Here is a 20,833-nt window from a genome sequence, read left to right on the forward strand (position 1 = left end):
TCTGGTACCGTACCTTTTGATGATTTCAGCATATCACACCGCGTCCAGGAATTGAAATTCATTATTTTCATTAAAACTATTCATTTTATCAATAGTTTTTGGTATGATAAGAAAGTAAGAAAACCCAGACAACACAGAAAGGAACAGATAACATATGGATTTTAAAGATCTGTCCTATGTAATAGCCATTGCAAAAACACAAAATATTACAAAAGCCGCTGATATGCTTTATGTGACTCAGCCGACTCTTACCAAATTCCTTCAAAATCTTGAACGGGAGATGGGGCAGAAATTATTTAAAAAATTAGGGAACCGCTTTGTTTTAACATATGCCGGAGAGCGTTATGTGGCAAAAGCAACCGAAATATTGAATTTAAAGAAAGAATTAGACCAGGAAATGGGAGATATTATACGACAGAGTGCCGGTCTTTTAAAAATCGCTTTTCCAACCATGCGTGGAACCTATATGCTTCCCTGTACACTTCCTATTTTCCGTAGTCTGTATCCCAATGTACGCCTGGAGATCCGGGAAGCACACTCCAGTCTTTTAGAAGGAATGCTTTTAAACGGAGACGCTGACCTTGCATTTTTTAACCTGCCTGTAAAAAGCCCGGATATTGACTATCAGATCATCAGCCATGAAGAAGTTGTTCTCGTTCTTGGCAATGACCACCCTTTAAAAAATAAAGGTATAAAAAAAGAAGGCTGCAAATATCCCTGGCTTGATCTGGATCTTTTAGAAAATGAATCTTTTATCCTGCAGCCGCCCGATCAAAGAACCCGGCAGACAGTGGATCAATTATTTAAATCCTGTCATATCCACCCGAAAATATGCCTTCAGACCAGCAATATTCCCGCTGCTGCGGAGCTTGCCTCCCAGGGATACGGAGCCTGCTTTGTAACGGAAACCCATTTAAAACATATTCCTTTCAAGAAAAAACCTGTTCTTTTTTCTGTAGGCACCCCAAATACAACTGTAGATTTTGTTGCAGCCTTCAGGAAAGGAAGTTATCTGTCTTATCATGCACAGGAATATATCAAAATTGTCCGGGATTTTACATAAAAAATCTTCACCGGCTCATTTTTTATTCAACTGGCACCATAAATGATCTTTCATGTAAGCAAAAAATCCCCCTGTGTTCGCAGGGGGAAAATTCTAAAAGGGCAACACACCGCTTCTGTTTACAGATGTGCAATAATAGCCTTCTCATATTCAATGGTTGTAGCAGTTCCGCCGATATCTGGTGTAAGAACGCTTCCGTCCTCCAGCACCAGGTCTACTGCCTTGCGGATCTTGGCAGCAACGTCTTTCTTTCCGATATGCTCTAACAGCATACATGCAGACCATAAGAACGCAGTTGGGTTTGCAATTCCCTGTCCTGCAATATCAGGGGCACTGCCGTGAACTGCCTCGAACATGGCGAAATCTTTACCCAGGTTGCTGGATGGAAGAAGTCCCAGACCTCCGATGAGGCCGCTGACCAGATCAGATAAAACATCGCCATACAGGTTTTCTGTTACGATAATATCAAATTTTTCAGGATGCATAACCAGCTGCATAGCCACATTGTCTACGATCTTATCATCTGCTTCAATACCCGGATATTCCTTGCTGATATCATAGAAGATATCGCGGAACATTCCGTCTGCCATTTTCATGATATTGGCCTTATGAACGCAAGTCACTTTCTTACGGTTATGGCTTACTGCATAGTCAAAAGCAGCGCGGATGATACGCTCACAGCATTTTCTGGTAATGATCTTAATAGAATGAACCGTATCCTTATCGATCATCTCTTCTACGCCTGCATACAGATCCTCTGTATTTTCGCGGAAGATAACAATATCTACATTTTCAAATGCAGTCTTTACAGCAGAGTTTGTCTTTGCTGGACGAATATTTGCGTAAAGATCATACTTCTTTCTTAAAGTAACATTTAAAGAACGGAAGCCCTTTCCTAAAGGAGTTGTAATAGGGGACTTTAATAAAATGTGGGTCTTTTTCATAGAAGCATAGCCCTCTTTCGGGATCAATTCACCATGCGCTTCGTATTCTGCAGCACCTACATTAAATACCTCATAGTTTAAATCTGCCCCAGCTGCGTCTAAGATCCTTAAAACGCAATCTGTGATCTCCGGTCCGATTCCATCACCTTTAAATACTGTAATTGTATCTGTCATCTCTATCTTTCCTCCATTACTGTGTATTCTTTATTATCTCCTACATACTTAGTTGCAGGACGCATGATTCTTCCATCATAAAGCTTATTTTCAATATTGTGGGCAACCCAGCCAACCAGACGGCTGCACACGAACAATGGTGTATAAAGGTCTCTTGGGATGCCTAACATTTCATAAGCGAAACCGCTGTAATAATCTACATTAGTAGGAAGGGCAACTCCTTTGCGCTCTTTCATAGTCTCTAAAGCAATACGTTCAAACCTCTGACGGAAATCAAATTCCGTCATCATCTTCTTTTCCTTTGCTACCTCTAAGCAGCGTGCTCTTAACATTTCTGCACGAGGATCGGAAATGGTATAAACTGCATGGCCAAATCCATACACAAGACCGGAACGGTCATATAACTCACCATCCATCAGCTTGTTTACTGCAGCCTTTATCTTCTTGTCATCTGCTGCATATCCGCCAGTCTCTTCTAATACTGCATCCATCATTTCAGCAACCTTAATGTTTGCACCGCCGTGCCTTGGTCCCTTCATGGAACCAATGCTTCCGGAAACTGTAGAATAAATATCAGTACCTGTAGAAGCGATCACTACATTAGTAAATGTAGAGTTGTTGCCGCCGCCATGATCTGCATGAAGGATGAGGATTGTATCTAACAGTCTTGCCTCTTTATCAGAAAACTTCTGGTCCTTTCTTAAAAGGCTTAAGAAATTTTCTGCAATGGAATAATTCGGGTTTGCATAATGGATAAACAGGCTGTCCCTGTTGTAATAATGTACCTTGCTCTGATATGCATAGCAGGCAATAGATGGAAGCTTTGCCATTAAGTTAATACCCTTTACCAGAGTTTCATACACATCAATGTTATCCGGGTCATCATCGTAATTATATAAAGTAAGAACTGCATCCTGAAGCTTGTTCATCAGGTTTTTACCCGGCATACGCAGCAGGTTCATTTCCACGAACTCATCCGGGATCTCATAACAGTCAGTCAGGATATTCCGGAAATGCTCCAGTTCTGCTTTCTTTGGCAGGTAGCCAAAGAGCAGAAGGAAACAAATTTCCTCATAACCAAAATGACTGTCTTGTTTGCCCTTTACCAGGTCTTCCACATCATAACCTCTATAATACAGCTTTCCTGGAATAGCTTTGATTCCACCTTCCGGGGTCTCCTCATAACCTACAACATCTGCCACCCGGGTAAGTCCTACTCTTACGCCAGTGCCGTCTTCATTTCGAAGACCTTTTTTTACATTATATTCTTTATACCACTTATTAGGGATATCTGTATAATTCTGGGATTTTCCATAAAATTGTGCAAGATAACTGTCTTTCATGATCTGCTCTCCTCTCTGGCATATTCTTCGTGCTGCTAATCTTCGCCGTCAGCTTAATGTCTGTTTCTGTTGTAATTGATCAGGCATCCCGCCTTAACAATGGCTCTTTCTTCCGGTGTCATATCTGTAATATAAAGGTCTAATTCTTTGATCTGGGCCTTTACATCTTTTCCGTTTCCAAGAACATAGGCCTTAATAGAATTTAAATCACCGTCCAGTGCTTTTCTCACGCCTGGAACGTAGATATAATCGCCTACTTCAAAATCAGGTTCTGCTTCCATCTGGAATGGCAGCATGCCCCAGTTCATTACATTGGAACGATATCTCTTGGTGGCATATTCTTTACAGATATTTGCAAGTCCGCCGATCACTCTCTGGCAGCTGGCTGCCTGCTCTCTTGCAGAACCGTCACCAGGCTTTACTGCATATACCATGCTTCCTACTTCCGTATCTTTTACAGAAATATTATCATTTCCTGCAATCGTTCTGATAGCTGCAAATACATTTGCAAGATCCGGTTCTAATGCCAGTTCTTTTTCTTCGCCATCAGCAACTCTTGCTTTTTCTAACTTATCTACTTCTTTTGTCCGCCCTACATACTCTGGATCTCTTCTGGATAAAGTAAATTCTGCCAGTCCCAGTGGATTGGAACGGTAGGAAGATGTTTCACCAGACGGGATCAGTTCATCCGTAGTAGTTACCGGATCCATGATCTTGGAGCATACCTTTAAGAGGATATTATCTGTTAACGGGCTCATTTCCGGCCAGTCTTTAATATTTGGACCATATACAAGGGATTTCTCCTCTTCTGCTTTTCCAAATCCCTGGTATACACGGTTCTTATAAGACTTATCATCAAAGTTATATTCCGGAATATCATTCCAGCAGTCTAACTCCCATGCAGAAGTAAGCTTTCCGCCATTTGCCGCTGTTGCTGCAATAGAACGTGCATCCATTAATGCTACGGCTGCCATCTGTCCGTTTCCTGGCTTGCTTCCTTCACGGTTAGGGAAGTTTCTGGTGGTATGACGGATACTTAAACCGTTGTTGCAAGGTGTATCTCCTGCACCAAAGCAAGGTCCGCAGAAAGCAGTACGGATGATCGCACCTGCATCCATAAGATCCGAAATAGCCCCCTTCTTAACCAGGTCTGAGAATACAGGCTGGGAAGAAGGATAAACAGCCAGTGAAAATTCATCACAGCCACAGTTTTTTCCGCGAAGTGCATGTGCTGCTTCCATCACATTGGTGTAAGTTCCGCCTGCACAGCCTGCGATGATCCCCTGCTGTACCATTAGGTCATTTCCAGCTATTTTATCAAGGAGTGTAAAATGCGCTTTTCCTCCGGATACTCTTTCAGCATCCTTTTCTACCATATGAAGGATATCCTTCATATTTGCCTTTAATTCATCAATTTCAAAGGCATTGCTTGGATGGAACGGAAGAGCGATCATTGGTTTTACTGTGCTTAAATCTACATAGACACAGCCATCATAGTAAGCTACATCTGCAGGATCCAGTTTCTTGTAATCTTCTTCTCTGTGATGCTCTGCCAGGTATTTTCTGGTATCCTCATCTGTTCTCCAGATAGATGTTAAACAGGTAGTCTCTGTTGTCATTACATCTACGCCGTTTCTGTAATCAGTAGTCATAGAAGCAACACCAGGACCAACAAATTCCATTACCTTATTCTTTACATAGCCATTTTTAAATACCGCGCGAATGATCGCCAGGGCAATATCCTGAGGGCCGGTACCAGGTTTCGGACATCCGTCTAAGTAAACTGCAATAACTCCCGGATAAGCTACATCATATGTATCACGAAGCAGCTGTTTTACCAGTTCTCCGCCGCCTTCACCAATAGCCATGGTTCCTAATGCACCGTATCTGGTGTGGCTGTCAGATCCAAGTATCATCTTTCCGCAGCCTGCCATCATTTCTCTCATATACTGATGGATCACTGCGATATGTGGCGGAACGTAGATGCCGCCGTATTTCTTTGCAGCGGAAAGACCAAACATGTGATCATCTTCATTGATGGTTCCGCCTACTGCACAAAGTGTATTGTGGCAGTTAGTCAGGACATAGGGGATCGGGAACTTTTCCATACCGGATGCCTTAGCAGTCTGGACAATCCCTACAAATGTAATATCATGGGATGTCATGCTGTCAAAACGGAGCTTTAAATGTTCCATGTTATCAGCTGTATTGTGGGCACTTAAAATAGAATAAGCAATCGTTCCCTTTTTAGCGGCTTCTTTATCTGCTTTCTTTCCTGTAAGGGATTCTACCTTTGCGCTTTCCTGCTCTGGGATGATTTCTTTTCCATTTACAAGATAAATCCCACCATCATATAATGATACCATTTTTTACCTCCTGATTTCCGCTCACAAAGGGGCTTTGTCATTCTCATCTGCCTTCTTTATGGCTCATTTCGTCGTTGGTTCTTACTATAAACCAATTATTTTGATTTGTCCAGTCTATATATTGTAATCGCAACAGCTTTTTGATTGTGGCACGAGGTATAAGAAGGGGATTTTTGCTGTTGTATTGTATCGCTTTAATGTGTGATAATTAAAAAAATCCCACTTTCTGGTTTCCAAAGGTTCACCCTTCAGAAATTCCAGAAAGCGGGATTTCCCATATATTATCTGCTTTTTTCTTTAAACAGATCTTTCTTGGATTAGTTATAGTTCAGCCAACATATACTGATTTGGATGAACTGTAACTTTAATTATTCTTCCTTCGCAGCAGCCCTTGCTTCTACTTCGCGCTTCTGTACATCTCCAGGAGCCTGCTCGTAGCGGCTGAATTCATAGGAATAGTCTCCTAAACCACCAGTCATGGAACGAAGATCGGTGTTGTAGCCAAACAGCTCAGACATTGGAACATCTGCTTCGATGACCTGTTTGCCATGATGATCGGATTCCATACCTAATACGCGTCCTCTTCTGCGGTTTAAGTCACCCATAATATCGCCGGTAAAGCGGTCAGGAGCAACAACCTTTAAGGAAGCGATCGGCTCTAAGAGCACTGGATTTGCATCCATGAAGCCCTGCTTAAATGCCAGGATGGTAGCCATCTTAAATGCCATTTCTGAAGAGTCTACCGGATGGTAGGAACCATCTAACAGAGTAGCTTTTAAGCCAACAACCGGATATCCAGCCAGCGGTCCCTTAAGAACGCATTCCTGCAATCCCTTTTCAACTGCCGGGAAGTAGTTCTTCGGTACGGAGCCGCCGAACACCTTCTCTTCAAAGATGTATGGTGTCTCTAAATCGCCTGATGGCTCAAATTCCATGATAACATCACCGTACTGGCCATGTCCACCGGACTGTTTCTTATGTTTGCCCTGTACTTTAACTTTCTTTCTTAAGGTCTCACGGAAAGCAAATTTAGGCTTTGACAGAACTACATCTACTTTGTAGCGGGTCTGCAGCTTGCTGATCACAACATCTAACTGCTGATCGCCAATACCATAAATCAGAGACTGGCGGTTTTCAGGATCATTTTTAACCTGTAAGGTCAGATCTTCTTCCATCATACGTGCTAATGCGGTGGAAACCTTGTCATCTTCACCCTTATTGGCTGCCTTGTAAGCCATGTATGTATATGGTGTGGAGATCTGTGGTTTGTGGTAAACGATCGGTGCTGTACGGACTGCCATGGTATCCCCGGTTCCTGTTACAGTAAGTTTTGCAACTGCGCCGATATCACCGGCTTTTAACTCCGGAACTTCAATGACTTCCTTACCGCGCATTATATAAACTTTACCGATCTTCTCTTCTGCATCTTTGTTTACATTGTATACAACAGTATCACCTTTTAAGGTACCTGTACAGATCTTCATCAGAGAATATTTTCCAATAAATGGATCTACGATGGTCTTAAATACTCTTGCAGAAAGAGATACATCATCATTATATTTAGCGGTGAAACGCTCACCTGTGGAAACGTCTACACCGATACACTCAAAGTGATTTGGTGCCGGGAAGTATTTATCAATAACCTGAAGTAGAACCTTAAATCCCTGGCAGTTGATTCCGGAGCCCATCATAACAGGTACGATGTCGCCTTCGATAACATGTGCTCTTAATGCACCGGATATTTCTTCCTGTGTAAATTCTTCTCCCAGGAAATAACGTTCCATATATTCTTCACTGGTTTCTGCAACTGCCTCAATGAGAGCATCTCTTGCGATGGTTAAGTTCTTCTGAACATAATCAGGGATCTCACACTCAACATAATCACTGAGATTTGTAAAGCGGCGGCCTGCCATCTTTACTACGTTTACGAAACCTACGAATTTTTCATTTTCACGGATTGGAAGCTGGAAAGGAGCGATCTTTCTTCCGAACTTTTTCTCCAGCTTTACAACCAGCTCACGATAGCTGGCATGATCATCATCCATATTGGTAACGAAGATCAATCTTGGCAGATTGTACTTTTCGCACATCTCCCATGCTCTTTCTGTACCAGGCTCAATACCTGCTTTACAGTTTACAACGATAATGGCTGCATCAGCAACGCTGATAGCTTCTTCTACTTCACCTACGAAGTCAAAAAATCCGGGAGTATCCAGTAAGTTGATCTTAACCGGTCCGTTCTCTCCCTGGTATTCCAGAGGAATCAGTGTGGTGGAAATGGAAAACTGTCTCTTGATCTCTTCTTTGTCGTAATCACTAATGGTATTTCCGTCAGCAACCTTGCCCATACGCTTGGTAACACCTGTGATCAAAGCCATTGCCTCCGCAACTGTTGTCTTACCAGCGCCTCCATGACCAAGCAATACAACGTTGCGGATCTGTTCAGTACCATATACGTTCATAAACTTCCCTCCTGTACACTTTATATGTACTCTCGGAGTCTTTCATGCACTTGCCTTTGCGGCCGATTTTCCGCCAGTCGCACCCGAATTTTATCACCGTACGCACCGCGTACGCCTCAAAAATTTGGGCACAACTGACAAAAAATCTTCTCACAAAATCAAGTACAAAAAGATTCCGAGAGTACATTTTATTTATGCGAAACAGCAATGATATTGTGCTTCGTCTTTGCCATGTGTACATTCTACTATATTTTTCTGAAATTTTCAAGTTTTTTGTTAAATTCTACACAACATTTTTCCAAAACATTCCAGATAATTTGATTTAAGTTACCATGCATCCATGTTTTTTCTCATTTTTCACTGTCATTTTGCCTTTATATTTCAGCAGAGCCACCGTTCTGCCTGCTCTCCTTGCAATTGTATGCACAGATAGGCGTTTGCGAAACGACACAAGCCGCATAAATACGGCATTTTTTGTTACCTAAAAACAAATAACTCCTCACCGGATATGGTATAATAAAGTTGCTAAAAACTAAAATCCACTATCCAAGAAAGGAGTTATTCTGATACCTATGATACCATATAAACAGCTTTCTTTGAAAGATATTTTTACAGATTGCCAAGAAAAATTTGAACATGACAAACCTGCGTTTCTTTCTCTATTGGAAACCCATATCGATATTGATGAGTTTATTCCGATTTCTTTCAGAAATCATTTCTATGCATCGACGGGCAGAACCCGTAAATACCCTTTGCAAGCTTTCCTGTGGGCTTTGATTATACAACGTATTTTCTCTATCCCTACAGATCAGCTTCTCTTGACTTTTCTCGCTTATTCAAAACCGCTTCGTGAGTTCTGCGGCTTTACCAAAGTCCCTGACACTTCCAAAATCACTCGTTTCAAACAGGACTTTTTAGATGACTTACAGTTCGTATTCGATAAGCTTGTTGATGTTACCGAACCTATCTGCCAGGCAATTGACTCTGCGAAAGCAGATATGACCAGCTTTGATTCTTCCGGTATTGAAGCATTTGTTACCGAAAATAATCCGAAGTATGCGAACAGGATCATCAAGCAGCTTAAGGCGCATGCGAAAGCTCATGGCTTTGATAAATCTTATGATTCCTACAAGGCTGCCTATGGCTCCATGCCTTCCCATGCCTCTGCTAATCCTGAGATCAAACAGCTATATATCAATGGGCATTTTTGCTATGTCTTCAAATTTGGTATTGTCACCAACGGGCTGGGCATTATCCGACATATCTCTTTTTATAACAAAGAATTTATGCTGTCTCATCCGGATATCGTTGTCGAAAAGAAATCCGATTCCCCTGACGAAGATAAATGTGTTCATGATTCAAAGCTTTTGATTCCAACACTGAAAGACTTCTTTTCCAAACATCCGCTAATTAATCCGAAAACCTTCCTCGCAGATGCGGCTTTTGATACCGTTGAGCTTTATAAGAGCCTCCTTACCGGTGACCATAAACATTTCTCGAAAGCTTATATCCCTCTGAATGCAAGATCGGGTCTTGAAAATAAGGATTATTCCATTAATGAAAATGGGGTTCCCTGTTGCCCTCACGACCCTTCTCTGCCTATGAAACCCGAGGGCAGTAAATCAAACTTACGAAGCGGTATACCAACGTTCAAGTTTGTCTGTCCAAAAATGAAATGGGTCTATGACAAGACGACTCGAAAAGCACATCGCCAATGTTTTTGTGAAAACCCGTGTACTTCTTCCAAATGCGGTCGCATGGTATACATATATCCTGAAAAGAACCTTCGTACTTATCCCGGGACAATCCGTGGAACCGAAGAATGGGATGATACCTATAAAATCAGGACTGTAGTGGAAAGAGATATCAATCACATCAAGGATAATCTGTGTCTTGCAGGGCGCCGGACTCACCTTCTCAAGCTGTGCCTGGCGAATCTTATAGCCAACCTTCTCATCCTTGTGGTCAAGCTCGGTGCGGATTCCGGCTGCCTTTAACTTCTCGTAAACGCCATTTGCGTAGTCCATGGACTTCTCGGATACGGGGATTACCTTTACCTGAACCGGAGACAGCCATAACGGGAACTTGCCTGCAAAGTGCTCGATAAGGATACCGATGAAACGCTCAATGGAGCCGAAGCATACGCGGTGAATCATAATCGGACGCTTCTTGCTGCCGTCCTCTGCGGTGTACTCCAGGTCAAATCTCTGAGGCATCTGGAAGTCAAGCTGGATGGTACCGCACTGCCAGGTTCTTCCCAGGGAGTCTCTCAGGTGGAAGTCAATCTTGGGGCCGTAGAATGCGCCGTCGCCTTCATTGACGATGTAATCCATTCCCATGTCCTCAAGGGCCTTCTTCAGACCGTTTGTTGCCATCTCCCAATCCTCGTCGGAACCCATGGAATCCTCCGGTCTGGTGGACAGCTCTACGAAATACTTGAAGCCGAACTGGCTGTAAACCTCGTCAATCAGCTTTGTTACGCCCTTGATTTCATCCTCGATCTGGTCGTCTCTCATAAAGATATGGGCATCATCCTGCGTGAAGCAGCGCACACGCATCAGTCCATGAAGCTGTCCGCTCTTTTCATGGCGGTGAACCAGTCCCAGCTCGCCAACTCTTAATGGCAGGTCGCGGTAGGAATGAGGTGTATTCTTGTATACCAGCATGCCGCCCGGACAGTTCATTGGCTTTACAGCGTAGTCCTCGTCGTCAATAACGGTGGTATACATATTGTCCTTGTAGTGATCCCAGTGTCCGGAATTTTCCCAAAGCTTACGGCTTAAGATAATCGGAGTGGAAACCTCCTGATATCCCTCTCTCTGGTGAATCTGTCTCCAGTAATCAATCAGGGTATTCTTTAAAATCATGCCCTTTGGCAGGAAGAATGGGAAGCCCGGTCCCTCCTCAGCAAACATAAACAGGCCAAGCTCTTTTCCAAGTTTTCTGTGGTCACGCTTTTTAGCCTCTTCCATCATAGTCAGATAGGCTTCCAGATCCTCCTTATTGGAGAAGGCCGTTCCGTAGATTCTGGTAAGCATCTTGTTCTTCTCGCTGCCTCTCCAGTATGCGCCTGCAATGCTTGTAAGCTTAAATGCCTTTACGCCCTTGGTATACATAATGTGCGGACCTGCGCACAGGTCGGTAAACTCGCCCTGCTGATAGAAGCTGATAACGGAGTCCTCCGGTAAGTCCTCAATAAGCTCTACCTTGTAAGGTTCGCCCTTTTCCTGCATAAATTTGATTGCCTCTGCTCTGGGCAATGTAAATGGCTTCAACGGAAGATTTTCCTTTACAATCTTCTTCATCTCCGCTTCCAGCTTTTCCAGATCCTCGGGGGTAAATCCGCCCTCTCTGTCAAAGTCATAGTAGAAGCCGTCGTCGATAGCCGGTCCGATAGCCAGCTTTGTCTCAGGATACAGTCTCTTTACTGCCTGAGCCAGCACATGGGATGCGGTGTGGCGGATAGCTCTTAACTCGTCCTCTGCTTCCTGTACGCTTCCGTCTGGTAAAATAATCTTCATGGTAAACTCCTTTCCTGCGCGAAAAATCTTTTTCCGCCTGTGTGTGTTTCCTGAATACGCCCGGGATTTTTCCATTCCGGCTGGATACCTCCAAAAACTGCAGAAGCATGGCCGCCAGAATAAGAAAAACCCCTGGACATATTCCTATGTCCAAGGGTGCATATACACGGTTCCACCTTGCTTTTTCACTCATTTATCCCTTAACGCGGGTACACGGCAGCATTTCCATCGGTTCAACTTCCCTGCTGCAGCTCCGGACTGATCTTCACCTGCTTCGCACATACGGCTTTCCACCTGACCGCCGCTCTCTGGATGGGCTGAAAACAAGCTACTGGTTCCTTCATCGCTTCACTGATGATTATAGCATCTGACTTTTATTTGTCAACAATATACTTTGAAATTTCACTCAAAATTTCGTTGACTCTCTGGCGGTTTACCAGCAGGAAGGCTTTTCCGTTTACCTTTGCCCCGTAATAGTTCTGATCGTAGGGAATCAGCTCCGCCTGCACAGTCTCATTGTTTCCCGTGCTGTCGCTGTATATGCAGGTAAGAACCGGATCCTTTGTAAGCTGGCCGGCAATGTCCGAAACTCTGCGCTCCGCGGAAAATGCATAGAGCTGGTAATAAACGGAGTTAAATTCCGCCTCCGTGATTTCCGTTCCGTTCAATGCGTAGGTTTCCGCATTTCTTCCCGCATCCCGCTTAATGGAAAACTCCGCATTTCCCGCTGCGGTGGTAACTGTAAGGGTGTCAAACTGCTCCTTCTTTACAGGCGCTACATTCAGGGATAAAAACGCCTCCGGCGTCAGCTGGAAAAAGCTGTCCAGATTGCTCTCCCGCATGGTATAAATAGCCTGTCCGTCCTGGGCGCACACATAGCGGGTTGCTTTGTCCGCACCTTCCCCCAACGGCCCCTGGCTGCTGACAAGCAGCTCATAGGTTTTTTCATTGCCGTCTGCATCCTTATAAGTTACGGCAATGCGGGCCTGGGGCTTATCTAACCCGTATTCCGCCAGTTTGCCCTTCTCCGGCCTGTAGACCACCATTGCCTCATAGCGGAGCTTCATAATTTTTCCAATAAGCTCCGTCACAAGGCCGCTGTCTGCCTCTGCGCCGTCCGCCATGGCCCAGACATCATTTTCCTGCTTTTCAAAAGCAATGCTTTCCCCGTTATTTTCCACCTGGACGGACATAATTCCCTCCAGCTTCATCTCCGGCAGGCTCTCTCTGGCCGCCATGGCCGTAAGGCCGTTGGAAAACAGCGTCTGGAAGGTGGCATCCACGGTGTAAACCTTTCCCGCGCCTTCCACTGCCATATAACAGTCGCCTGTAGCGCCGTTTGTGTCACCTAAAAGGATTTTTACTTCCTTGTCCGCCGTGGTAACGGTAATGACATTGGAAGGATTTTCCAGTCCATACTGGCTGAAGGCCTTATCTCCGTTTCCCACATAACGCTGTGCCTTTAACTGGGCGGTCTTATTTACCATGGTTTCCAGAAACTTCTGGTTTAACGGGAAGCTCTCGTCCTCCGCGTCATACCAGGTTCCGTCCTTTTTCACAAGGCTTACGTTTTCATCGCCGCTTTTATAGGACAGAGCCGTAACGGCATCCGCCTCCATTGTATACACGACTGTATTGTCATTGCCGCTCTGCTTTTTCTCCGCCTGCACCAGAAATACATACACTGCAAGCAGCACCGCAGCAATGATAAATGTCACAATCAGATTCCGTTTCTGCTCTTTTCTCACTGCTGGCGCCTCCTTCTCACACAAACTGCGATTCCCGCTGCCAGCACTGCAAGCGGTATTACTGCCACAAACAGCAGTGCCCACTGCATTGCCTGTCCGGAGGTGAGACGCAGGGTTGTGGATTCTGTGGACTTTGGACGGATGGTAATACTGTCCTCCTGCTCCGTCATCCAGCCAATGGAGTTGAGCACCAGATTGGTGTTGTTTCCGCTTACCATCTGGTCAATGTCGTCGGTCAGCAGACTGCTGCTGGAGAACCATGCAATTCTGGTCTGTCCGTCTCCTGCGGACTCTGCCGCAGTCACTCCCACCGCAAATGGCCCGGCCGCATCTCCCGCCTTATAATTTAAGTTGGAGGTATCTGTTTTCAACCAGGAATTGCTGCTGGTTGTCAAAAGCACCTGTGTCTCCACGGTACTGCGCACATCCGGCAGAAGGGTGATTGCATGGGCATTTGGCAGCAGAAGCAGGCCGTCGTTTGCGATAAATGGGGCTGTAATGGTGCTGCTCTTGATTTCCGGCAGAAGGAAGTTTGGATAAGATGGAATACTGCGGTTCGCATCGCCTTCCACCACCAGTCCCTGAACCGCCGCCAGGCCGTAGCCCGACATCACCTCGCTTAAGTTTGGCGTCTCCGCAGCGGAAATGCCGGTAATTAAAATCATCCGGCCGCCGTTTTCCAGATAGGAGGTGAGAACCTCCTCCTCTGCCTTTGTAATGTCCGATACCGGAACATGGAACAGAAGGCAGCCTGCATCCTCCGGAACTGCACTTACCGTGGTCAGATTTAAGGAGGCCTGTTCAACGCCCTCTTTTTCAAGAGCCGATCCAAACTGCTCTGAAATTTCGGTCTCCCCGTGTCCGGTCACAACGTAAATCTTTGACAGCTTGTCGCTGGTGACAAAATGGATGGCGCTGGTAATCTGTCCTTCCCCGTCGAAGTCATTGGTGACCTTTCCTGTATTATAATCATAATTGGACGGATACAGATCGGAGTTGCGGATTACCTTGGAACGCTCCGACCCCACTGCGATAATGCTGTTGTCGCTTACCTTGTCTGAAGTATAATTCTGCACAAAAGTGGGAGACAAAATTGGGTCAACATATTCTACCTTAATGTTATTGCCTGCGCTCTCATATTTTTCCAGAAGGCGGGTCAGCTTCTCATCCTCTTTGCCCTGGGGGGCGATAAGATACAGCTCCACCTGCTCATTTAAACCGCTTACCATGTTCTTTGTCTGCTCCGACAGACTGTAAAGCCTTGATGCGGAGGTATCAAACCGGGTGTACTGCGTGGGAACCTTTCCGGCGATTGCATTGGCTAAAACCACAATCACAGCCACCAGCACACACATAACAGCTGTATAAACGGAATTTTTCCGGAAACGCTTCTCCACGGACTGCACCGTAAAAAACAAGAACAGCACCGCCACTCCAGCGTAATAAACCAGATGGCCCACATCAAAAAGGCCGTCCACGAAGTCATAATACCTCTGGAACAGGGACAGCCAGCCAATGTACGGGGAAATCGCGCTTCCGATGACATTGCCCTTTATAATGCCTCCAATGCCGTTTATCAGGTAGCTGAGAAGCAGCAGTGCAAAAGTGACAACTGCCGCCGCAATCTGGTTTTCCGTGAGACTGGAAACAAAAATGCCGATGGAAATGCACGCGGCTCCCATAAACAGAAAGGCCAGAAAGCTGGAATAGGACTGCGCCAACGGAATGGTTCCGTACCTGGAAAGAACCAGGGGACACAGTGTCAGAACCAGCAGCGGAATGGCAAATACAGTCAGAACTGCAAAAAACTTGCCAAGCACAATGCTGCTGATTTTCACCGGAGCCGTAAAAAGAAGCTGGTCGGTTTTCTGCCGCTGCTCGCCTCCCAAAGTACGCATGGTCAGCACCGGAATCACAACCAGAAGCACCATCATGGTGTTTCCCAGCACATATCCGAACTCCGCCACGCCGCCTTGAAGGTTAAAGGCCGTAAAGAAAACCCCTGCAATCAGCAGGAAAAACGCGGTGTATAGATATCCCATCATGGAACGGTAAAACGAACCAATCTCTTTTTTATAAATTGCCCACATGGTCTGCTTCCTCCTTACCGTCCGCCTTCAGATTTGCCTGCTCGTCCTGTCCGGTCAGCTCCATAAATACATCCTCAAGGCTTAAGCTGGCGCTGGTCAGCTCCATAATGGGGCAGTCCGCCTGTGCCAGAAGCCGGAACACTGCTGCTCTTGGGTCAACGGTCTCGTCGGTTTCCAGATGAACCGCCGTAAACCCGTTTGGAGACGCCTCTACCCGAATCTGCTTTAACAAATCGTGGATTTTTTCCAGAGCTTCCCGGATTTTCTCCGGCTCACCCTGAATCAGCATGTCGTAGGTGTTTGCCCGGCGCATAAGCTTGCTTAAGTTTTCGGCGCTGTCGCTGGCAACCAGCTTTCCCTTTGAAATAATCAATATATGGTCACACACGGCGCTGACCTCCGACAGAATGTGACTGCTGAGAATAACCGTATGTTTTTCCCGAAGTGACTGTATCAGTCTGCGGATGTCAATGATCTGCCGCGGGTCAAGTCCCACCGTAGGCTCGTCCAGAATAATGACCTCCGGATTTCCCAAAAGAGCGCAGGAAAAGCCCACTCTCTGGCGGTAGCCCTTGGACAGATTCTTTATGAGGCGCTTTCTCATATGGGTAATGCCTGTAAGCTCCATCACCCGCTCCACCTCTGCCTTTAATTCCCGTTTTGGAACGCCCTTTAACTCCCCGGCAAAGGCCAGATATTCCTCCGGCGTCATATCCGGGTACACCGGCGGTATCTCCGGAAGATAGCCAATGTGGCGCTTTGCCTCCTCCGGCTCCATTGAAATATCGTGTCCGTCCACCAGAACCGTTCCGGAGGTGGCTGACAGATATCCTGTTATCATGTTCATGGTTGTGGATTTTCCGGCACCGTTTGGCCCTAAAAATCCATAAATTTTTCCTTTTTCGATGGTAAAGCTTACATCATCCACGGCACGGAAATCGCCGTACTGCTTTACCAGATTTCTTACCTCTATCAAAAAATTTCCTCCCTTGCGCTGCCGCGGGGAGCAGCCTGCGCCGCAGGTTTAACCCGCTGCCGCAGCGACCGCCCGCGCAAAACGCGCAAAGCCGCTGCACGCCCTTTTACCGGCCATGCAGCAGCTTTTCTGGTCTATTTGTGTCTGATGTCTGATTATTTATCAGTCTGTGTCAGCGCATACATAGCGTTTCCGAACAGCTTTGCGTCCAGAATGTACTCGTCGATTTCGATGCACTCGTCCGGTCTGTGGCACAGATCCGGTGTTCCTGGGAAAATGGATCCGAATGGAACAATGTTCGGTACTGCCTGTGCGTAGGTTCCGCCCTCAAAGCTTGGTGTGGAATCCTTTCCGGTCAGCTCCTCATATACGGTGCGCAGTGTTGTAATCAGCGGATGGTCTAAGGGGAAGCGGTAGGACTTGTGAAGATTCATATCGTCAATCTTGATGCCAACCGGCTCAACCTGTGCCTTCCAGTCTGCTGTCACCTCATCCTTGTATGTAAATGGCAGACGGATGTTTACAACCCACTTTAACATGTTCTCGTCAACTTCCATCTTGGAAAGACTGAAGGTCAGCTTGCCGCACTCGTCAGCTCTTGCCATTCCCATCAGGCTTCCGTCGGTTGTATAGCCGATTTTCTCCTTGAAGAAGTCAAGGAACTTGCCCATGGAACCGCCCATATTCTGCTCTGCAAGGAACATGAGGATTGCCACGATTGCATTCTTTCCGTTAAACGGTGTGCAGGAATGTGCGCACAGTCCCTTGGAATGAATCTTAATCTGCTTTCCGTCAACCTCTGCGGTCAGCTCTTTTCCGTTCTCTGCGCTGTACTTTGCAACAGCCTCAGCAACCTTCTTTGCCTCTGCCTCGTCAACTGCCTCCAAAACGGCCTCTGCCTCGTCCGGAACCATGTTCAGAATGTTTCCGCCCTTTAAGCTTACAACCTTTACCTTTCCGGTTGCTGCTTCAGTAAGTGCATAGGACATAAAATAGTAGTTGATCACACGCTCAGTAAAGGACATAGGGAACAGTCCGTCCGGTGTAAAGCCTGCATCCGGAGCACCGCACTTGGATACATAATACCTCATGTCCTCCATTCCCTTTTCCTCGTTGGTTCCGCCTACAATACGGATTCTCCAGTCTCCCAGAGGAAGTCCCAGCTCTTTGATTGCGTAGAGAGCGTAGAGAGAAGCGATGAACGGCCCCTTATTATCTACGGTTCCGCGTCCGTAAACACGGTGATTGTGAATCTCGCCGCCAAATGGTGGATAGGTCCAGCCCTTGCCCTCAGGGACTATATCCAGATGAGCAAATACACCTACCAGCTTGCTTCCTGTGCCGTATTCGATATAGCAAACCCTGTCATCTACATTGACAACGGTCTCAAATCCCAGCTTTTTACCTAAATCCATAGCATACTGCAATGCCCGGCGGGACTCTTTTCCGTAGGGAGCGCCTTCCTGCGGTTCGCCGTATACACTTGGAATCTGTACGATTTCACTTAAAGACTGAACCATTTTATCTGCATTTTCCTCAATGCGCTTATTTAATGCTTCTACCATGATAAAATCCTTCCTTTCGCAGCTTTATACTTACACTATCTGGAGTTCCTTGTCAAATGAATTTAATATCTCGCATCCATCCTCTGTCACCAGAACCAGATCCTCAATGCGGACGCCCATGTTTCCCTCCAGGTAAATTCCCGGTTCAATGGAGAAAATGTTTCCCGGCTGGGCAACTGCCTCATTGGCGCTGGACACGTCGCCGAAATCGTGAACCTCCATACCGATAAAGTGGCCCAGACGGTGTGTAAACTTATCGCCGTAGCCCGCGTCCGCAATCACCTTTCTGGCCGCCGCGTCAATGTCGCAGAAGCGCACACCCGGCTTTATCATGGCCTCTGCCGCCCGGTTGGCTGCCAGCACCAGCTCATAAACCTTTTTGTGCTCCTCGTCCTTCACCTTCCCGCAGAAGAAGGTTCTGGTCATGTCCGCGCAGTAGTTGTCCTTAATGCAGCCTGTGTCAATAAGGATACAGTCGCCCTCCTTTAAGGCCACATCGCCGCAACGGTAATGTCCCACTGCCGCATCCGGCCCAAAGCACACAGAAGGCGGAAACGACACATCATCAGCTCCAAGGCTCTGGTAAATCTCCTTAAACTGGTTTGCCACCTCACGCTCGGTAATTCCGGGCTTTAACAGGGCCTTAAACCTCTCCATCGCCTTGTCGTTGATGGCGGAAGCCAGGCGCATGGCCTGACACTCCTCCTCATCCTTAAAAGCTCTCGTCTCATCCACACAGATGGAGGCATTGACGTAGGAGGTTCCCGCTCCTATTTCCATCAAAGGAAGCAGAAATCTTGCAGGAATGTTCTTGTCCACACCCAGAGGCTTTGTGTGATCGGTGCAGTCTGCCAGCATCTTAAGATAGGGATCCGTATCGGTAAAGCGAACCACCTGTACCCCTACATTTTCAGGCACATGGAACATATCGTTTACAAAGAACCGGTTCTCGCCGTTTTTGTTGATATACAAGGCCACCAGGCGCTCGCAGGCGTCCACCCAGACCTCGGTCAGATAGAGGATGGAGATGGCGTCTGTTACCACCATCTGCTCCAGCCCCATCTTCTCCATACGGCCAAGAACCGCGTTTAAACGGCTTTTTTTCAGCATGGAATTTTCCTCTTGAATATACCTGCGTAATTAGAACTCAATCTGCATCAGTCTGTGAAGCGCCAAAATATAAACCTTCAGAGACATTTTCAGACGCTCAATTCCGATTCCCTCATCTGCTGTGTGAATTTTTCCCACAAAATCAGGAAGCGGCTCAGCCGGAATCTCGGTTCCGAAGCTGATTGCGTTCTTAAAGTGACGTGCATAGGTTCCGCCGCCCATGGTAAATGGCTTTCCGTTTAAGCCGCGCACATCATTGTAGGAATCCAGGCATGCCTTGATTTCTGGCCTATCTGCCTCAATGTAGAATGGCTTTGTAGCTGTTACATCCGTAATGGTTGCGCCGTACTGTTCGCCCAGCTTTGCCATCTTTGCCACCAGCTCATCCGGAGTGGTGTTGGTTGGATAACGGGAATCGAAGTTCTGTTTCATGACTCCGTCCTTCATGCGCATAAGGCCGCCAATAATGCTTAATGGCGGGAACTTGCCGTCGTCGCACTCAATTCCCAGACCATGGCCCTGATGATCCTCGCACAGCAGGCAAACCATCTTCAGATAGTCCTTCTCGCCCTCTGTTACCAGATCATTGTCTCTCAGATAATTTGCAATAACACCAATGGCGTTGATGGTGTTCTCTGCGTGGGATGCATGGCCGCCGATACCTGTGGAATCAATGCGTATACCCTCGGGAACTGCAGTCAGTGTAATGCGGTCAGCCGCCGGAAACTTTGCAATATCGCCCTTTACAATGGCATAAGCCTCGTCAGGAACCGCATTCTTAGCCATACCGCCCTTAAAGTCCAGAATAGCTCCATTCTCAAACTTTTTGCTGGTAATATTGCCGCCCAGATGTCCCTTCTCACCATTGCACAGAGGGAACTCGGAGTCTGGTGTAAACAGGAATACAGGCTCCTCATAGTGGTGAACGTAATATTCTACATCTGACATACCGCACTCTTCATCACAGCCGCACATCATGCGCAGTGTGTATGGAAGCTTTTCGCCCAGCTCCTTGAAGAATTTTGCCATATAAAGTGTGAGAATAAACGGCCCCTTGTTGTCGATTACGCCGCGGCCCATAAGATAACCGTTCTTCACGGTCATGTTATAGGGGTCTGTGTGCCAGCCGTTTCCTGCCGGTACAACGTCCAGATGGGCAATGGTTCCGATGTACTTCTCCTGCTCTCCGTCTAACTGGGCATAACCCATATAATTCTCGCAGTTTACAGTCTTATATCCCATACGGTCTGCAATTTTTAAAGCCTCCAAAAGTGCTCTCTTGATTTCCTTTCCGTAGGGAGCCCCCTCCTCTGCCGGCGCGTTTACGCTTGGAATGTCCACAACGGCCTTAATGTCCTTTATAATGCCATCCATATTCGCATCAATAAAGGCATCCGCTTTCTGTAAAAGTTCCTGCTCTGTCATCATTGTTCTCCTCCTGAAATACTTTTAAATTACAACAGTTCAAGTC

Annotated in this window: 12 protein-coding genes and 1 pseudogene; 2 read left to right on the forward strand and 11 right to left on the reverse strand. The window is 46.3% G+C overall.

Going from position 1 to position 20,833, the window contains the following annotated elements; translation table 11 throughout:
* Window positions 1-154: 154 nt before the first annotated feature.
* Window positions 155-1,063, forward strand: a complete 909-nt coding sequence (locus OGM16_17185; protein ID UYJ46490.1) for a LysR family transcriptional regulator — start codon at window positions 155-157, stop codon at window positions 1,061-1,063.
* A 119-nt stretch (window positions 1,064-1,182) separates the two neighbouring features.
* Here the strand turns inward: OGM16_17185 and OGM16_17190 are convergent, their stop codons facing one another.
* The 4 genes from OGM16_17190 to OGM16_17205 all read right to left on the reverse strand — a co-directional run bounded on the left by OGM16_17190 (window position 1,183) and on the right by OGM16_17205 (window position 8,352).
* Window positions 1,183-2,181 carry an isocitrate/isopropylmalate dehydrogenase family protein gene (locus OGM16_17190; GenBank protein UYJ46491.1) on the reverse strand — a complete coding sequence of 333 codons (999 nt, stop codon included), beginning with the start codon at window positions 2,179-2,181 and terminating at the stop codon, window positions 1,183-1,185.
* 2 nt (window positions 2,182-2,183) lie between these two features.
* Complete coding sequence (locus tag OGM16_17195; GenBank protein UYJ48501.1) at window positions 2,184-3,527, reverse strand: citrate synthase; 1,344 nt, start codon at window positions 3,525-3,527, stop codon at window positions 2,184-2,186.
* Between the two features lie 50 nt (window positions 3,528-3,577).
* Window positions 3,578-5,890 carry a hydratase gene (locus tag OGM16_17200; protein UYJ46492.1) on the reverse strand — a complete coding sequence of 771 codons (2,313 nt, stop codon included), beginning with the start codon at window positions 5,888-5,890 and terminating at the stop codon, window positions 3,578-3,580.
* 368 nt (window positions 5,891-6,258) lie between these two features.
* The gene (locus OGM16_17205) at window positions 6,259-8,352 is read right to left on the reverse strand and encodes an elongation factor G (GenBank protein ID UYJ46493.1); all 2,094 of its coding nucleotides are present in this window, start codon (window positions 8,350-8,352) and stop codon (window positions 6,259-6,261) included.
* A gap of 572 nt (window positions 8,353-8,924) precedes the next feature.
* Between OGM16_17205 and OGM16_17210 the strand changes: the two genes are divergently transcribed.
* Window positions 8,925-10,349 (forward strand): transposase, encoded by a 1,425-nt coding sequence (locus tag OGM16_17210; protein ID UYJ46494.1) that lies wholly within the window; start codon window positions 8,925-8,927, stop codon window positions 10,347-10,349.
* Here the strand turns inward: OGM16_17210 and thrS are convergent.
* From thrS to OGM16_17245, 7 genes and pseudogenes are all read right to left on the reverse strand, one after another.
* A pseudogene (thrS, locus tag OGM16_17215) lies at window positions 10,263-11,873 on the reverse strand (threonine--tRNA ligase). The gene OGM16_17210 and the pseudogene thrS sit on opposite strands and share 87 nt — an antisense overlap.
* A 374-nt stretch (window positions 11,874-12,247) precedes the next feature.
* Window positions 12,248-13,621 carry a DUF4340 domain-containing protein gene (locus OGM16_17220; protein ID UYJ46495.1) on the reverse strand — a complete coding sequence of 458 codons (1,374 nt, stop codon included), beginning with the start codon at window positions 13,619-13,621 and terminating at the stop codon, window positions 12,248-12,250.
* On the reverse strand, window positions 13,618-15,711 hold the full coding sequence (locus OGM16_17225) for a Gldg family protein (protein ID UYJ46496.1): 2,094 nt from the start codon (window positions 15,709-15,711) through the stop codon (window positions 13,618-13,620). The genes OGM16_17220 and OGM16_17225 overlap by 4 nt, the downstream gene beginning before the upstream one ends.
* Window positions 15,695-16,687 carry an ABC transporter ATP-binding protein gene (locus tag OGM16_17230; GenBank protein UYJ46497.1) on the reverse strand — a complete coding sequence of 331 codons (993 nt, stop codon included), beginning with the start codon at window positions 16,685-16,687 and terminating at the stop codon, window positions 15,695-15,697. Before OGM16_17230 ends, OGM16_17225 begins: the two co-directional genes overlap by 17 nt.
* A gap of 155 nt (window positions 16,688-16,842) precedes the next feature.
* Complete coding sequence (locus OGM16_17235; protein UYJ46498.1) at window positions 16,843-18,252, reverse strand: Sapep family Mn(2+)-dependent dipeptidase; 1,410 nt, start codon at window positions 18,250-18,252, stop codon at window positions 16,843-16,845.
* Between the two features lie 30 nt (window positions 18,253-18,282).
* Window positions 18,283-19,359, reverse strand: a complete 1,077-nt coding sequence (locus OGM16_17240) for a Xaa-Pro peptidase family protein (protein UYJ48502.1) — start codon at window positions 19,357-19,359, stop codon at window positions 18,283-18,285.
* A gap of 33 nt (window positions 19,360-19,392) precedes the next feature.
* Window positions 19,393-20,790 carry a Sapep family Mn(2+)-dependent dipeptidase gene (locus tag OGM16_17245; protein ID UYJ46499.1) on the reverse strand — a complete coding sequence of 466 codons (1,398 nt, stop codon included), beginning with the start codon at window positions 20,788-20,790 and terminating at the stop codon, window positions 19,393-19,395.
* Between the last annotated feature and the right edge of the window lie 43 nt (window positions 20,791-20,833).

The sequence above is a fragment of the Lachnospiraceae bacterium genome, assembly GCA_025758065.1.
Taxonomy (GTDB): Bacteria; Bacillota; Clostridia; order Lachnospirales; family Lachnospiraceae; genus Enterocloster.

Bases quoted from the DNA above. Each gene is read 5' to 3' on its own strand.
- OGM16_17200 (UYJ46492.1), bottom strand. From the start codon at position 5,890: ATGGTATCATTATATGATGGTGGGATTTATCTTGTAAATGGAAAAGAA.
- OGM16_17210 (UYJ46494.1), top strand. From the start codon at position 8,925: ATGATACCATATAAACAGCTTTCTTTGAAAGATATTTTTACAGATTGC.
- OGM16_17245 (UYJ46499.1), bottom strand. From the start codon at position 20,790: ATGATGACAGAGCAGGAACTTTTACAGAAAGCGGATGCCTTTATTGAT.
- OGM16_17225 (UYJ46496.1), bottom strand. From the start codon at position 15,711: ATGTGGGCAATTTATAAAAAAGAGATTGGTTCGTTTTACCGTTCCATG.
- OGM16_17190 (UYJ46491.1), bottom strand. From the start codon at position 2,181: ATGACAGATACAATTACAGTATTTAAAGGTGATGGAATCGGACCGGAG.
- OGM16_17235 (UYJ46498.1), bottom strand. From the start codon at position 18,252: ATGGTAGAAGCATTAAATAAGCGCATTGAGGAAAATGCAGATAAAATG.
- OGM16_17185 (UYJ46490.1), top strand. From the start codon at position 155: ATGGATTTTAAAGATCTGTCCTATGTAATAGCCATTGCAAAAACACAA.
- OGM16_17205 (UYJ46493.1), bottom strand. From the start codon at position 8,352: ATGAACGTATATGGTACTGAACAGATCCGCAACGTTGTATTGCTTGGT.